The following is a 14,613-nucleotide window of genomic DNA, read 5'->3' on the forward strand; positions in this document are numbered from 1 at the left end:
GAGGGTAACCGCCGCCGGCCCGGTCCGTCGCGTTCAGTCCCGCCGTTCGAGCAGCGCGGCGTAGAGGGTCAGGCCCGGCCCGAAGGCCAGCATCAGCACCCGTTGTGGCGGCGCCGCCGCCCGGCACAGCCGGTCCAGGATCAGCAGGACCGTCGGCGACGAGCAGTTGCCGTGCTCGTCCAGGGTGGCCCGGGACGCGGCCAACCCCGCCGGCGGTAGCGCCAGCTCCCGCTCCACCACGTTCAGGATGCGGGGCCCGCCGGGGTGCACCGCCCAGCCGTCCACCCCGGACAGGGTGGCGCCGTGCCGGCCCAGCAAATCATCGACCAGGCCCCGGACGTGGGTGGAGAGCACCTGCGGCACCTTCGGCGAGAGCCCCATCCGGAAGCCGGTGTCGGTGACGTCCCAGGTCATGTGGTCGGCGGTCGAGGTGTCGGTGACCGAGGTGACCTCGCGCACCGCGTACCCCCGGCCGTCGGGCACCACCACGGCGGCGACCGCGGCGTCCGAGAAGAGCGCGTGCGAGACGATCTGCTGGGTGTCCACCCGGGCGCTGGACGGTTGGATGTGCAGGCTGGTCAGCTCGGCGCAGAGCAGCAGCGCCGGCCGGCCGCGGGCGGTGACGAAGTCGCTCGCCGCGCCCAGCCCGGGCAGCGCCGCGTAGCAGCCCATGTGGCCGACGAACATCCGCTGGGTCTCCGGCGCCATGCCCAGGTCCCGGGCGAGCAGGATGTCCAGGCCCGGGGTGGCGTAGCCGGTGCACGAACAGACGATGAAGAGTCCGATGTCGCCGGCGGCCAGCCCGGCCGCGGTGAGCGCCCGCCCCACCGCCTCCTTGCCCAGCGGCAGCGCCTCCACCTGGTAGCGGCGCATCCGCCGTTCGGTGGGCCAGTCGGAGACGTCCTCCAGCAGCGGGTTGACCGCGGCCTGGCGGCGGGTCACCCCGGAGTGGGCGAAGATCCGCTCCGCCAGCGCCCGGGTGGTGCCGGAGAAGTGCCGGGAGAAGAACCCGGCCCACAGCTCGTCCTGCGCGGCGGACGGCGGGTGTGCCGTACCGAGACCCGCGATCACTGGCACGGCCACCATGCTCCACCTCTCGTCGTGGTCCCCTGCACGTCCACCATGGCGTCCCCGGTCCAGGGTGCGCGCCGGCCCGGTGAACTCCTCGTGTTCACCAACGAGGCGCCGACCCGTCACGGTCCGGGTCGCCGCCCAGCGCCGCGATGCCGAGCCAGTCGGCGCAGACGTCGGAGGTTGCCGGGTGCAGCGACCCGCAGCGGGCGTCCCGGTAGAGCCGCTCCAGGGGATGCCCCCGCCGGGTGGCCGAGGTGCCGGCCGCCTCCAGCATGGACGCCGCCACGTCCGCCGCGGTGGTGCCGGCGAGCAGCTTGGCCCGCCACACCCAGCGGTTGGTCTCCGCGTCGCCCGGCGCCTCGTCCACCCGGCGGGCCGCCTCCTCGACCACCAGCTGGGCCGCCGCCACCGCCGCGTCGGCCCGACCGAGCCGGGCGCGGACCGCGGGCAGGCCGGCGAGGTTGCGCGCGTTCAGGTGCTCGGCGGCCGCGTCGACCGCCGCCCGGGCCACCCCGACGTAGACCGCGGCGTAGCTGGCCACCAGCCAGTGCGGCATCAGCTGGGCGACCACCAGGGCCAACCCCTCCACCCCGCCGAGCAGCCGGTCGGCCGGCACGGTGACGTCCAGGTGCAGGTCGTGCGAGGCGGTCGCCCGCATGCCGAGCGAGTCCCAGCTCGGCTCGACGGTCAGGCCGTCGCCGGCCGGGACCAGGAACTGGGAGACCACCGCCTGGTCGGCGACGCTGCGCGCGGCCACCAGGTAGCCGTCCGCGTGCCCGGCGCCGGAGCAGAAGGTCTTGCTGCCCTTGATCCGGTAGCCGCCGTCGACCGGCTCGTAGACCGTGGCCAGCTGGGAGAGGCGGGCGCCGGCGCCCCGCTCGCTCATCGCCACCGCGTACCAGGACCCCCGGGCGGCGGCGGAGAGCAGCCGGTCGCGGGCGGCCAACGCCTCGTCCGGTACACCGAGCGCCGCGGCCAGTTCCTCGGTGACCGCGCCGAGCGCGCCGGTGACCGAAGCGTGCATGTTGAAGACCAGGGCGGTGGCGCCGTTGCCCCGGGCCAGCTCGGTGGCGACGGCCGCGTACTCGGCGAAGGTGGCCCCCAGCCCGCCCAGTTCACGGGGAACCATCAGGCCGAGCAGCCCGGCCTCCCGCAGGTCGTGGAAGTCCGCCACCGGGAACGAGCCGTCCCGGTCGTGCTCCCCCGCCCGAGCCGCGAACCGCGGCGCCAACCGCCGAGCCGTGTCCAGCGCGTGCAGCGTCATACCCGCCCCCTCCTCGGCCCAGTCCTTACCCCCGCGCGGACCGGGCTATCCGCTTCGTGTGCCACGCCCCTGATAGAGCACCGCCGTCGACCAGGTCGGCACGATCCGGGGCGGCGGACCGGCGTCCGTCGCGGCCGGACGGTCACCGTGCCGCGTCCGCCGCAGCAACCAGCCCAGCAGGCCGCCGATCGCCGGCCGGACGCCGCGCAGCCGCAGCCGTACGCCGTGCCGCTCGCACTCCGCCACCAGCGCGCGGGCGTCCACGAACAACCGTGGGTCGTGGATCCCGCGCGGCACGGTGGGCAGCCGCTCGGCGATCCGGACCGCGAGCAGCCGGCTCAGCGCGGTGTCGTTGAGGGTGTCCAGCACGAGCAGGCCGCCCGGCCGGAGCAGCCGGCACGCTTCGGCCACCGCGGCCCGCCAGTCCGGCACGTGCTCCAGCAGCTCGCCGGCGGCCACCACGTCCGCGCAGCCGTCGGCCAGCGGCACCGCCGTGGCGTCCCCCTGGACCGCCGTCACCCCGTGCTCGGCGGCCTGCGCCAGGGCCGACCGGGTGAGGTCCACCCCGACGTGCCGGTAGCCCTTGCCGGCCAGGTGCGGGGCGAGCAGCCCGGCGCCGCAGCCCAGGTCGATCAGGAGCGCGCCGGGCCGGGGCGCCGGCGGTACCAGCGCCGCCCGGGCCTCGGCCAGCCAGTGCAGCATGGCGAACGCGCCGTCCGGCCGCCACCACTCGCCGGCCAGGTCGTCGTACTGGCGCGGATCGTTGCGTGGCAGGGTGCGGCCCGCGTCTCGCATGGCTCCGAGCGTGGCACGACTCACCGGTAACGACCAGACTTCCGTTATGTCGTCGACGGTGTTAGGGCTGGTCAGGGCGAGCCATCCGGAACCGGCCGCGGCGGTCACCACAGTGGCCGGTCTGCTGGCCGTCGGGGTCGGTCACCGACCGTCCGGAGTGGTCGCCGTGGTGCTCACGGTGCTGGCCAGCCAACTCGCGGTCGGCTGGGCCAACGACGCGCTCGACGCCGCCCGGGACGCCACGGTGGGGCGTACCGACAAGCCGGTCGCCGCGGGCGCGGTCGGCCGGCGCACGGTGGCCCTGGCCGCGGCGGTGGCCGCGCTCGCCACCCCGGCGCTGGCCCTGGCCACCAACCCGCCGGCGGCGCTCTGCGCCACCGCCGGCCTGATCTCCGCCCTGCTCTACGACTGGCCGCTGAAGTCCAGCCCGGTCTCGGTGCTGCCGTACGCGGTCTCCTTCGGGTCGCTGCCCGCCTTCGTGGTGCTGGCGCTGCCCGGCGCGCCCGCGCCGCCGGTCTGGCTGGTGGCCGCCGCGGCCTGTCTGGGCGCCGGCGCGCACTTCGCCAACGTCCTGCCCGACTTCGCCGACGACGCCCGGACCGGGGTGCGCGGGCTGCCGCACCGGCTCGGGCCGGCCGGCAGCCGGGTGGCCGCCGCCGGGCTGCTGCTCGCGGCGACGGCCACGCTGGTGGTCGGGCCGCCCGGCCCGCCGTCGGGGGTCGGCCTGGCCGCGGTGGCGGCCGCCGTCGTGGTGCCGCCGCTGAGCTGGTACGGCGGGCGCGCCACCGCCCGGGCCGGTGGCCGCCCGGTGGCCGCATTCCGGGCCGTCATGCTGGTGGCCCTGATCGACGTGGTGCTGCTGGTGAGCAGCGGGCGGGTGGTCTGAGGTCCCCCGGCGGGTGGCATCCCCGGGTCGGCGTGCGGGTCTCGATCAGCCCCAACTACCCTGGAGCGCGGTCTGCGCGGGCATGGCCACCGTGCGCCCGGGTAGGACCGGGTGGGATCGTGACGAGGAGGACCGACGTGACGCGCTCGATCAGGGGTTCCCGGCGGGCGGCCCTGGTGCTGTCCGGGGTGGCTGCGGCGACCGGACTGCTGCTGTCCGGGTGCGGCGCCGGCCAGGTCGCCGAGACCGCCAACAAGGAGCCGTCGGTCCAGGGCGTGAACCTCAGCACCAGCAACGGTGAGTACGCCGTCCGTGGCCTGCTGGTCGAATTCCCCGGCACCGAGGGCTACCAGGCCGGCGCGAACGCGCTGCTCAACGCCGTGATCTACAACGACTCGCGGAACCCGGTCACGGTCACCGTCAGCAGCCAGGACGCCCGCGACGTGGTGATCACCGGCGACGGCGCGGCGGCCAGCCCGGCCGCCACCCCGGCCGAGGCGGCCTCCCCGACCGCCACCCCGACCGGCACCGCCAGCCCGACCGGCACCGCCAGCCCGACCGGCACCGCCAGCCCGACCGGCACCGCCAGCCCGACCGGCACGGCCAGCCCGTTCGTGCCCCCGTCGCCGTCGGCGACCCCGTCCGTCCCGGCCGGCGGGCCGGCCCGGATCGAGATCCCGCCGCTGAGCTACGTGCAGCTCAACTCCGAGGCGAACCGGATCCTCCAGCTGATCGGGTTGAACGAGGCGGTCCGCTCGGGGCAGAACGTCTTCGTCACCTTCGACTTCGGCAACGGCGTCACCCTCACCGGCCCGGCGCCGGTCGCGGTGCCGCTCACCCCGGCGGCTCCCCCGTCGCCGATCATCGAGCGCGAGGGCGGCTACGAGGGCCAGGAAGGCGGGCACTGACCGCCCGTACCAGCACCGACGACACCGTCGGCGTGGCGACCGCCACGCCGGCGGTGTTTTCGTCGTACGCGGGGACTAACGTCCCGGTGTGACCACCTCCCGATCCACCTCACCGCGTGCCGGGGCGGCGGGGCGCGGCCGCGCCGCCGGCCGTGAGCCGCGCCCGGCCTACGAGTGCGACGCCTGCGGCCACCAGCCGCCCAAGTGGGTCGGGCGCTGCCCGGAGTGCGGCGAGTGGGGCTCGGTGGTCGAGTGCACGGTGACCGGCCCGACCGTCTCCGGGCGGGTGGTCAGCTCCCGGATGCCGGCCGAGCCGGCCCGGCCGATCGCCACCATCAGCGCCGCGCCCGCCCGAGCCCGGCCCACCGGGGTGGGCGAGCTCGACCGGGTGCTCGGCGGCGGCCTGGTCCCCGGCGCGGTGGTGCTGCTCGCCGGCGAGCCGGGCGTCGGCAAGTCCACCCTGCTGCTCGACGTGGCCCAGCAGTGGGCGGCCGGCGCGGGCAGCCCCTCGCTGGTGGTCAGCGGCGAGGAGTCGGTCAGCCAGGTGCGGCTGCGCGCCGAGCGGATGGGCACCCTGCACGACCAGCTCTACCTGGCCGCCGAGAGCGACCTCGCCGCGGTGCTCGGGCACCTCGACGCGGTCAAGCCGGGCCTGCTGGTGCTCGACTCCGTGCAGACCATCTCGACCACCGGCACCGAGGGCGTGCCCGGCGGGGTGACCCAGGTCCGGGCGGTGACCGCCGCCCTGGTCGCGGTGGCCAAGGAGCGTGGCATCGCCACCGTGCTGGTCGGCCACGTCACCAAGGACGGGCAGGTGGCCGGGCCCCGGGTGCTGGAGCACCTGGTCGACGTGGTGCTGCACTTCGAGGGCGACAAGCACTCCTCGCTGCGGATGGTGCGCGGCGTCAAGAACCGGTTCGGCGCCGCCGACGAGGTCGGCTGCTTCGAGATGCACGAGGGCGGCATCAGCAGCCTGGCCGACCCGTCCGGGCTCTTCCTCACCCGCTACTCCGAGCCGGTGCCGGGCACCTGCGTCACGGTGGCGATGGAGGGGCGGCGGGCGCTGGTCACCGAGGTGCAGGCGCTGATCGGCGCCACGGTCGCCGGCTCGCCCCGGCGGACGGTCTCCGGGCTCGACTCGGCCCGGCTGGCGATGGTGCTGGCGGTGCTCCAGCGGCGTACCGAGCGGCTGACCCTGCACGACCGGGAGGTCTTCGCCGCCACGGTGGGCGGCATCCGGGTGGTGGAGCCGGCGGCCGACCTGGCCGTCGCCCTCGCGGTCGCCTCCGGCGGGCTCAACCTGGCCATCGCCCCGCACCTGGTGGCGATCGGAGAGGTCGGCCTGACCGGCGAGGTCCGGCGGGTCGGGGCGGTGCCCCGGCGGCTGGCCGAGGCGGCCCGGCTGGGGTTCCGCTACGCGCTCGTGCCGACCGGCTGCGGCCCGGAGAGCACCGGCGTCACCGCGGAGCAGCTGCGCGTGACGGAGGTCACGGACGTCCGGGCGGCGCTCCAGGCGGCGGCGCGCGTCTCCGCGGAGTGACCGATGACGGTCGACGGCGGGCGGCCGCGGCGATACCGGGCACCCCGCCCGGGTCGTTGCGCACCACCCGCACCGGACATCGCGACACATCACAGTAACCACGACAGCACCCACCGCAGGGCAGTCCGTAGACTGTGCCCGTGCCGATCGACCGCGATACCACCAAGCCTGCCGGCGCGACGCCCCACGCCCGCACCGGCGCTGTGGGCTCGCCCGCCCGTCCGATCAGCGTCAACGTGACCGGGGGCGGCAGCTCCGCCGGCGATCCGCTGCGCGCCAACCTGGCTCTCATGGCGCCCGGCACCGCGCTGCGCGACGGTCTGGAACGGATCCTGCGCGGCCGTACGGGCGCGCTGATCGTCCTCGGCTACGACAAGGTCGTCGAGGGGCTCTGCACCGGCGGGTTCCCGCTGGACGTCGAGTTCTCCGCCACCCGGGTCCGGGAGCTGTGCAAGATGGACGGCGCCGTGGTGCTCTCCAGCGACGGCACCCGGATCGTCCGGGCCGCGGTGCACCTGATGCCCGACCCGACCATCCCCACCGAGGAGTCCGGCACCCGGCACCGCACCGCCGAACGGGTCGCCCGGCAGACCGGCTACCCGGTGATCTCGGTCAGCCAGTCCATGCGGATCATCAGCCTCTACGTCAACGGCCAGCGGCACGTGCTGGACGACTCGGCGGCCATCCTCTCCCGCGCCAACCAGGCACTCGCCACGCTGGAGCGGTACAAGCTGCGGCTGGACGAGGTCTCCGGCACCCTCTCCGCGCTGGAGATCGAGGACCTGGTCACCGTACGCGACGCGGTGGCGGTGGTGCAGCGGCTGGAGATGGTCCGCCGGATCGCCGACGAGATCGCCGGCTACGTGGTCGAGCTGGGCACCGACGGGCGGCTGCTGGCCCTCCAGCTCGATGAGCTGATGGCCGGCGTGGACGCCGACCGCACCCTGGTGATCCGGGACTACCTCCCGGCCGGCCGCAAGTCCCGCACCCTGGACGAGGCGCTGGTCGAGCTGGACCTGCTCGGCGCCACCGAACTGATCGACCTGGTCTCGGTCGCCAAGGCGATCGGCTACCCGGCCGCCTCGGATGCCCTGGACGCGGCGGTGAGCCCGCGCGGCTTCCGGCTGCTGGCCAAGGTGCCCCGGCTGCCGGTGGCCGTGGTGGACCGGCTGGTGCTGCACTTCGGCAGCCTCCAGCGGCTGCTCGGCGCGACGGTGGAGGACCTCCAGGCCGTCGAGGGGGTGGGCGACGCCCGCGCCCGCGGCGTACGGGAGGGCCTGTCCCGGCTCGCCGAGGCGTCCATCCTGGAACGCTACGTCTGACCCCGGCGCGCCCGGCCTCGGGCGGTGGCCGGTCAGCCGGTGAGGGTGAGCTTCACCGGCTCGCTGAGCTTGCTGCCGACCCGGGCGAAGACCTGGTACGTCCCCGCCGGCGGCACCTCACCCGCGGCCACCCCGTTCGCGCACCGGCTGGACGCCTTGCCGTTCCAGCCGACCTGGTAGGACCGCTCGAAGCCGGGCGTGAAGGACTGCACGTCGGAGCCCTTGCCGGTGCCGCAGGTGTCGGACGACCAGATCTTCTCGGCCCCGGACTTGATGAACAGCTCCTGCACGTCGGCGCCGACGTCTCGGCTGCAGGTCCGCTCGGACCGGTTCTTGATCTTCAGTTGCAGGTCCACCGCCGCGCCGCGGACCACCGACGCGGGCCGGGCCACCGGGGTCACGGTGATCTCGACGTCCGTGCAGGTGCCGTCGTCGACCACCGGCGCACCGGGAACCGGGCCGTTGGTGACGGTCGGCTCGCCCGACGGGTCGACGGAGCCCGCGTCGCCGGACGGCGGCGCGCCGGTCTGCGGGGTGAGCACCGACCCGGTGGGTTCCGGCGAGGCGGCGGACGACGTCGCGCCGGCGCTCGGTTGCGCGTCGCCGGTCACCTTCGGATCCGGATCCGAACCGGTGCAGGAATAGAGCAGGACAATCAGGAAAAGAAGCCCCGCTCCGAGTACGACGGCGCGACGCCGCCAGTAAACGGCGGGTGGCAGGGGGCCGACCGTCAGACGCATGATGCCCCCCACCGTAGCGGCGACCGCCGCACAGCCCGCCGCGACGCGCCGGGACGTCGACCGCTCACCGGGCCCACTCTCCACTCGCGACTGTTCCGCCCGCGCCCCCGCGATGCGGCCGACACCTCGCCGAGCCCGCTGGCGCCGCCGCCGACCCCTCGCCCGCTGCCCGGCGCCGGACCGCCGGCCCTCGGCTCAGAGGTAGACCTTGCGCTGATAGACGGCGTGCGCGCCAGCGACCCGGTCCAGGAAGAGCAGGCCTGCGCAGTGGTCGATCTCGTGCTGCAGGGCCCGGGCCTCGAACCCGTCGGTCACCAGCCGGACCGGCGCGCCGGTGCCGGGCAGCACGCCCTCCACCACCAGCCGGCTGGCCCGCTTCACGTCACCGGTCAGGTCGGGCACGGACATGCAGCCCTCCCGCCCCGGCTTCCACCGGGTCGCCTCGACCACCCGGGCGTTGCAGAGCACGAAGGTGCCGTGCACGGTGACCGCCTTCGGGTGACGGGTGACGTCCACCGCGAAGACCTGCGCACCCACCCCGACCTGCGGGGCGGCCAGGCCGACACAACCCGGCGACACCCGCATGGTGGCGATCAGGTCGGCGGCCAGCCGCACGGTCTCGGCCGAGGTCGGGTCCACCTCGCCGCCGGCCCGGCTGAGCACCGGGTGCGGGGCGGCCACCACCGTACGCACCTCGCCCGGCACGGCCAGCGCCTCCGGGGTCCAGTCGCCGAGGCCGGCGTACTCGTCGGCGTCCGGGGCGTTCGCGTCGCCGGTCACAACAGGTCCGGGTCGGCCGGCCGGAGGGTCACCCCCACGCCCAGCTCGGCCGCGGTCTCGGCGAGCCGGCCGGCGAGCGCGTCGGCGGTGCCGGGCGGGAGGTCCACCTCGGCGACCACCACGTACAACGTCCCGGCCAGGCGGGTGCTCAGGTCGGTGACGTTGCCGCCCGCGTCGGCGAGCACCCGGGTCATCGCGGCCACGATGCCCAGCCGGTCGGCGCCGTGCACCGCCATCACGTACGGCTCGCCGCCCGGCGCCAGCTCACCGTCCGGGGTGACGGCGCGTACGGTCGCCAGCAGCTGGCCGTCGGCGGCGAGCGGGGCCAGCGCGGCCTCGACCTCGGCGGCGGCCGGACCGACGCAGATCAGCGTCATCGCGAAGTGCCCCCGCAGCCGGGTCATCGTGCTGTCGGTGAGGTTCGCGCCGAGCCGGGCGAGCACCTCGGCGACGTCGGCCACGATGCCCGGCCGGTCCCGGCCGATGACGGTGATCGCGAGCTCGTTCATCCGGGCATTCTGCCCGATCCGCCCCCGGTCGCCGCGACGGCCCGCCCGGGCCGCCCAACCTGCGGGACCGGGCCGCGTGACATCATCGGCCCCGCGATGAGTGCACCCACCTTCACCACCCGGGTCAGCCGGTGGTACCAGGAGAACGCCCGTGACCTGCCGTGGCGCGGACCGGACGTGAGCCCGTGGGCGATCCTGGTCAGCGAGGTCATGCTCCAGCAGACGCCGGTGGTCCGGGTGGTCCCCGCCTGGCAGGCGTGGCTGGCGCGCTGGCCGGAGCCGGCCGCGCTGGCGGCGGACACCCCGGCCGAGGCGATCCGGATGTGGGGGCGGCTCGGCTACCCCCGCCGGGCGGTCCGGCTGCGCGAGTGCGCGGTGGCGATCGTGCAGCGGCACGGCGGCCGGGTGCCGGACCGGCTGGACCAGTTGCTGGCCCTGCCGGGCATCGGCACGTACACGGCTCGGGCGGTGGCCGCGTTCGCGTACGGGCAGCGGCACCCGGTGGTGGACACCAACGTCCGGCGGGTGGTCGCCCGGGCGGTGGCCGGCGAGCCGGACGCCGGACCGGTGACCCGACCCGCCGACCTGGTCGCCACCGAGGAACTGCTGCCCGCCGAGCCGGCCGCCGCCGCGCTGGCCAGCGCGGCGTTCATGGAACTGGGCGCGGTCGTCTGCACCGCCCGGGCGCCCCGCTGCGACCGGTGCCCGGTCGAGTCGGTCTGCGCCTGGCGCGCCTCGGGACAGCCCGCGCCGACCGGCCCGACCCGGCGCCCGCAGCGGTACGCCGGCACCGACCGGCAGGTCCGTGGGCTGCTGCTCGGGGTGCTGCGGGAGGCCACCGGCCCGGTGCCGCGGCAGCGACTCGACCAGGTGTGGGCGGACGACGTGCAGCGGTCCCGCGCACTGGCCGCGCTGGTGCAGGACGGCCTGGTGGAGCCGGTCGACGACTCCTCCTTCCGCCTGACCGGCGACACCCCCCTCCCCACCCCCTGACACCACCCCAACCAGCGCGCCGCCACGCCCCGCCCCGCCAGGCCGCGTCGGGCCACGTCCGCCGCCCATGATCGTCTGACGATGGGCAGGTGTTTCACCGGGCATACGCCCTGCCCTGCATCAGACGATCACGGCCGAGAGGCCGAGAGGCCGAGAGGCCGGGTGGCCGGGCGGGCCGGGCGGGCCGGTGTCGGGTGGGCGGGTTGGGCGGGTTCGGGTGCGCAAAAGGCGACGGCCCGGTGGCGGGTGCCACCGGGCCGTCGCCCTCGTGCTGTTGGCCTTACTCGTCCGCGCCCGCGGCGGCGGTGCCGCCGAGGTCGGCCGGGACCGCGTCCGGCACGTCGACCGGCTTGTCGGCGCCCCGGAAGACGAGCTTGGACTTGTCGATGTTGCTCGGGTCGCCCTCGCAGTCCACCACCACGATCTGACCCGGGGTCAGCTCGTTGAAGAGGATCCGCTCGGAGAGGTTGTCCTCGATGTCGCGCTGGATCGTGCGACGCAGCGGACGTGCACCGAGCACCGGGTCGAAGCCCTTCTTCGCCAGGTACTTCTTGGCGTTGTCGGTCAGCTCCAGACCCATGTCCTTGTTCCGCAGCTGGGTCTCGATCCGCGCGATCATGATGTCCACGATCGAGAGGATCTCGTTCTCCCGCAGCTGGTGGAAGACGATGGTGTCGTCGATCCGGTTCAGGAACTCAGGCCGGAAGTGCTGCTTGAGCTCGTCGTTGACCTTCTGCTTCATCCGGTCGTAGTTGGACTCGGAGTCCTCCGACGCCTGGAAGCCGAGCGACACCGCCTTGGCCACGTCACGCGTACCCAGGTTGGTGGTCAGGATGATGACCGTGTTCTTGAAGTCCACGATCCGGCCCTGACCGTCGGTGAGCCGACCGTCCTCCAGGATCTGGAGCAGCGTGTTGAACACGTCCGGGTGGGCCTTCTCGATCTCGTCGAAGAGGACCACCGAGAACGGCCGACGCCGCACCTTCTCGGTCAGCTGCCCGCCCTCGTCGTAGCCGACGTAGCCGGGAGGAGCACCCACCAGCCGGGAGACCGTGTAGCGGTCGTGGAACTCGGACATGTCCAGCTGGATGAGGGCGTCCTCGCTGCCGAACAGGAACTCGGCCAGCGCCTTGGAGAGCTCGGTCTTACCGACGCCGGACGGGCCGGCGAAGATGAACGAGCCCGAGGGACGCTTCGGGTCCTTCAGCCCGGCGCGGGTACGCCGGATCGCCTTGGACACCGCCTTGACCGCGTCCTCCTGGCCGATGACGCGCTTGTGCAGCTCGTCCTCCATGCGCAGCAGGCGCGAGGTCTCCTCCTCGGTCAGCTTGTAGACCGGGATGCCGGTCCAGTTGCCGAGCACCTCGGCGATCTGCTCGTCGTCGACCTCGCTGACGACGTCCAGGTCACCGGCCTTCCACTCCTTCTCCCGCTGCGCCTTCTGGCCAAGGAGCTGCTTCTCCTTGTCGCGCAGCTGGGCGGCGCGCTCGAAGTCCTGCGCGTCGATCGCGGACTCCTTGTCGCGACGCACCTGGGCGATGCGCTCGTCGAAGTCGCGCAGGTCTGGCGGCGCGGTCATCCGGCGGATGCGCATCCGGGCACCGGCCTCGTCGATCAGGTCGATCGCCTTGTCCGGCAGGAAGCGGTCGGAGATGTAGCGGTCGGCCAGCGTCGCCGCCGCGACCAGGGCCGCGTCGGTGATGCTCACCCGGTGGTGCGCCTCGTAGCGGTCGCGCAGCCCCTTGAGGATCTCGATGGTGTGGGCCAGCGACGGCTCACCCACCTGGATCGGCTGGAACCGGCGCTCGAGAGCGGCGTCCTTCTCCAGGTGCTTGCGGTACTCGTCCAGCGTGGTGGCGCCGATGGTCTGCAGCTCGCCACGGGCCAGCATCGGCTTGAGGATGCTCGCCGCGTCGATCGCGCCCTCGGCGGCACCCGCACCCACCAGGGTGTGGATCTCGTCGATGAACAGGATGATGTCGCCCCGGGTGCGGATCTCCTTGAGCACCTTCTTGAGGCGCTCCTCGAAGTCACCGCGGTAGCGGGAACCGGCGACCAGCGCACCGAGGTCGAGCGTGTAGAGCTGCTTGTCCTTCAGCGTCTCGGGCACCTCGCCCTTGATGATCTTCTGGGACAGCCCCTCCACCACGGCGGTCTTACCGACGCCGGGCTCACCGATCAGGACCGGGTTGTTCTTGGTACGGCGGGAGAGCACCTGCATGACCCGCTCGATTTCCTTCTCGCGCCCGATGACCGGGTCGAGCTTGCCCTCGCGGGCGGCCTGGGTCAGGTTACGGCCGAACTGGTCCAGCACCAGGCTGGTGGACGGCGCGGCCTCGCCCGGCGCGGCGCCCGCCGCGGCCGGCTCCTTGCCCTGGTAGCCGGAGAGCAGCTGGATCACCTGCTGGCGGACCCGGTTGAGGTCCGCGCCGAGCTTGACCAGCACCTGGGCGGCGACGCCCTCACCCTCGCGGATCAGACCGAGCAGGATGTGCTCCGTGCCGATGTAGTTGTGGCCGAGCTGCAGCGCCTCGCGCAGCGACAGCTCCAGCACCTTCTTGGCCCGCGGCGTGAACGGGATGTGCCCGCTCGGCGCCTGCTGGCCCTGGCCGATGATCTCCTCGACCTGCTGGCGGACGCCCTCGAGGGAGATGCCGAGGCTCTCCAGGGCCTTTGCCGCGACACCCTCACCCTCGTGGATCAGGCCCAGCAGGATGTGCTCCGTACCGATGTAGTTGTGGTTGAGCATCCGGGCCTCTTCCTGGGCCAGGACGACAACCCGTCGCGCTCGGTCGGTGAACCGCTCGAACATGCCCTCGTGCTCCTCACGTGCCGTGCGCCTTGATGGTCAAAGATCTTGGCGGGGCCGGTGCGCGAACGCCCGGGACGGGCGTCCTTGCCTCATTACTCTATCGCCGCGGACCGACTCAGCTGAGGTCGTGTGTCTCCGGCAGGAGCCGTGTACGCGTCGCTCTGCACAACCGTCCGCGCTCAGCGGGTGTTCCGGTACCCCGAGCGCTACGCGTAGAGCGAAATTCCGCCCGCCGGTCGGACAACCTCTGGAACGGCCCACGCGGGCCCCGACGGCACCCGCACGGCCGGGAACGACGCCGGCACGACCGGCGCATGGGCCGCCCGACGGTCATCCACAAGCTGTGGAAAACTCCTCCACCGGCTGTGGACAACGCGCGTCCCACCGGGATTCTTCCCGCCGTATTCCACCACCCGGCCGGACCGCCGCGGACACCCGTGGTACGCGGCCCGCCCGGTGGACGCCGAATGACCACCGGCGTGCGGTGGGCCAGAATGTCTGGTTCGGCGCACACCCGTTCCCGGCCCCTCGCAGGCCGGGAAACCGGACTCGGGGGCGGAAACGGCGACGCCGGCCCGGAGAGGTGCTCCGGCCCGGCGTCGGGTCGCCCGTCGGCGGCGCGTCAGCGCGTGGCGTGGTACTCGTCGACGATCTCCTGAGGGATCCGGCCCCGGTCGGAGATGTCCTTGCCGGCCTTCTTGGCCCAGGCCCGGATCGCCTTGTTCTGCTCCCGATCGGCGGTGGCGCCGCCCCGGCCGCGTGCGGCCCGGCCACCGACGACCACGCCGCCCCGGCCGACCTTGGTGCCCGCCCCGACGTACGGCGCGAATACCTCACGCAATTTCTCGGCGTTGGAACTCGACAGGTCGATCTCGTACTGAACGCCGTCGAGGGCGAACTTGACGGTCTCGTCAGCGTCCCCGCCGTCCAGGTCATCGACCAGCTTGTGAATGATCTGCTTGGCCACGTCCCACATTCCTTTCGAGCAGG

The 14,613-nt window shown here is 74.0% G+C and carries 13 protein-coding genes; 5 read left to right on the forward strand and 8 right to left on the reverse strand.

The window, feature by feature from the left end:
• Positions 1 to 33 precede the first annotated feature (33 nt).
• From GA0070609_RS26950 to GA0070609_RS26960, 3 genes are all read right to left on the reverse strand, one after another.
• On the reverse strand, positions 34 to 1,086 hold the full coding sequence (locus tag GA0070609_RS26950; protein ID WP_172899416.1) for a type III polyketide synthase: 1,053 nt from the start codon (positions 1,084 to 1,086) through the stop codon (positions 34 to 36).
• 85 nt (positions 1,087 to 1,171) lie between these two features.
• On the reverse strand, positions 1,172 to 2,338 hold the full coding sequence (locus tag GA0070609_RS26955; RefSeq protein WP_088996383.1) for an acyl-CoA dehydrogenase family protein: 1,167 nt from the start codon (positions 2,336 to 2,338) through the stop codon (positions 1,172 to 1,174).
• A 45-nt stretch (positions 2,339 to 2,383) separates the two neighbouring features.
• Positions 2,384 to 3,133 (reverse strand): methyltransferase domain-containing protein, encoded by a 750-nt coding sequence (locus GA0070609_RS26960; protein ID WP_088996384.1) that lies wholly within the window; start codon positions 3,131 to 3,133, stop codon positions 2,384 to 2,386.
• Between the two features lie 46 nt (positions 3,134 to 3,179).
• On the opposite strand from GA0070609_RS26960, the gene GA0070609_RS26965 reads away from it, so the two are divergent.
• From GA0070609_RS26965 to disA, 4 genes are all read left to right on the forward strand, one after another.
• On the forward strand, positions 3,180 to 4,019 hold the full coding sequence (locus GA0070609_RS26965; protein ID WP_088996385.1) for a UbiA family prenyltransferase: 840 nt from the start codon (positions 3,180 to 3,182) through the stop codon (positions 4,017 to 4,019).
• Between the two features lie 137 nt (positions 4,020 to 4,156).
• Positions 4,157 to 4,927: a hypothetical protein gene (locus tag GA0070609_RS26970; RefSeq protein ID WP_088996386.1), complete on the forward strand. Its 771-nt coding sequence runs from the start codon at positions 4,157 to 4,159 to the stop codon at positions 4,925 to 4,927.
• An 88-nt stretch (positions 4,928 to 5,015) separates the two neighbouring features.
• A complete protein-coding gene (gene radA, locus GA0070609_RS26975; protein ID WP_088996387.1) occupies positions 5,016 to 6,467 on the forward strand; it encodes a DNA repair protein RadA in 1,452 nt (483 codons plus the stop codon).
• A gap of 140 nt (positions 6,468 to 6,607) precedes the next feature.
• Positions 6,608 to 7,789, forward strand: a complete 1,182-nt coding sequence (gene disA, locus GA0070609_RS26980) for a DNA integrity scanning diadenylate cyclase DisA (RefSeq protein ID WP_088997993.1) — start codon at positions 6,608 to 6,610, stop codon at positions 7,787 to 7,789.
• 32 nt (positions 7,790 to 7,821) lie between these two features.
• On the opposite strand, the gene GA0070609_RS26985 is transcribed toward disA, so the two are convergent.
• From GA0070609_RS26985 to GA0070609_RS26995, 3 genes are all read right to left on the reverse strand, one after another.
• Positions 7,822 to 8,529 (reverse strand): hypothetical protein, encoded by a 708-nt coding sequence (locus tag GA0070609_RS26985; protein WP_088996388.1) that lies wholly within the window; start codon positions 8,527 to 8,529, stop codon positions 7,822 to 7,824.
• Between the two features lie 195 nt (positions 8,530 to 8,724).
• A complete protein-coding gene (locus tag GA0070609_RS26990) occupies positions 8,725 to 9,309 on the reverse strand; it encodes a peptide deformylase (RefSeq protein WP_088996389.1) in 585 nt (194 codons plus the stop codon).
• On the reverse strand, positions 9,306 to 9,818 hold the full coding sequence (locus tag GA0070609_RS26995; protein WP_088996390.1) for a glycine cleavage system protein R: 513 nt from the start codon (positions 9,816 to 9,818) through the stop codon (positions 9,306 to 9,308). Before GA0070609_RS26995 ends, GA0070609_RS26990 begins: the two co-directional genes overlap by 4 nt.
• A gap of 96 nt (positions 9,819 to 9,914) precedes the next feature.
• Here GA0070609_RS26995 and GA0070609_RS27000 point away from each other — a divergent pair, with 96 nt between their 5' ends.
• Positions 9,915 to 10,811 carry an HhH-GPD family protein gene (locus GA0070609_RS27000; RefSeq protein WP_088996391.1) on the forward strand — a complete coding sequence of 299 codons (897 nt, stop codon included), beginning with the start codon at positions 9,915 to 9,917 and terminating at the stop codon, positions 10,809 to 10,811.
• A gap of 280 nt (positions 10,812 to 11,091) precedes the next feature.
• On the opposite strand, the gene GA0070609_RS27005 is transcribed toward GA0070609_RS27000, so the two are convergent.
• Positions 11,092 to 13,623 (reverse strand): ATP-dependent Clp protease ATP-binding subunit, encoded by a 2,532-nt coding sequence (locus tag GA0070609_RS27005; RefSeq protein ID WP_088996392.1) that lies wholly within the window; start codon positions 13,621 to 13,623, stop codon positions 11,092 to 11,094.
• 622 nt (positions 13,624 to 14,245) lie between these two features.
• Positions 14,246 to 14,590 carry a histone-like nucleoid-structuring protein Lsr2 gene (locus tag GA0070609_RS27010; RefSeq protein ID WP_197700191.1) on the reverse strand — a complete coding sequence of 115 codons (345 nt, stop codon included), beginning with the start codon at positions 14,588 to 14,590 and terminating at the stop codon, positions 14,246 to 14,248.
• Positions 14,591 to 14,613: the final 23 nt, after the last annotated feature.

This window comes from Micromonospora echinaurantiaca, assembly GCF_900090235.1.
In the GTDB taxonomy this organism is placed as follows: Bacteria; Actinomycetota; Actinomycetes; order Mycobacteriales; family Micromonosporaceae; genus Micromonospora; species Micromonospora echinaurantiaca.

What these genes read in the sequence shown, in the direction of transcription:
- GA0070609_RS26950 (WP_172899416.1), bottom strand. Translation starts at nt 1,086, where the DNA reads ATGGTGGCCGTGCCAGTGATCGCGGGTCTCGGTACGGCACACCCGCCG.
- GA0070609_RS26955 (WP_088996383.1), bottom strand. Translation starts at nt 2,338, where the DNA reads ATGACGCTGCACGCGCTGGACACGGCTCGGCGGTTGGCGCCGCGGTTC.
- GA0070609_RS26960 (WP_088996384.1), bottom strand. Translation starts at nt 3,133, where the DNA reads ATGCGAGACGCGGGCCGCACCCTGCCACGCAACGATCCGCGCCAGTAC.
- GA0070609_RS26965 (WP_088996385.1), top strand. Translation starts at nt 3,180, where the DNA reads ATGTCGTCGACGGTGTTAGGGCTGGTCAGGGCGAGCCATCCGGAACCG.
- GA0070609_RS26985 (WP_088996388.1), bottom strand. Translation starts at nt 8,529, where the DNA reads ATGCGTCTGACGGTCGGCCCCCTGCCACCCGCCGTTTACTGGCGGCGT.
- GA0070609_RS26995 (WP_088996390.1), bottom strand. Translation starts at nt 9,818, where the DNA reads ATGAACGAGCTCGCGATCACCGTCATCGGCCGGGACCGGCCGGGCATC.
- GA0070609_RS27000 (WP_088996391.1), top strand. Translation starts at nt 9,915, where the DNA reads ATGAGTGCACCCACCTTCACCACCCGGGTCAGCCGGTGGTACCAGGAG.
- GA0070609_RS27005 (WP_088996392.1), bottom strand. Translation starts at nt 13,623, where the DNA reads ATGTTCGAGCGGTTCACCGACCGAGCGCGACGGGTTGTCGTCCTGGCC.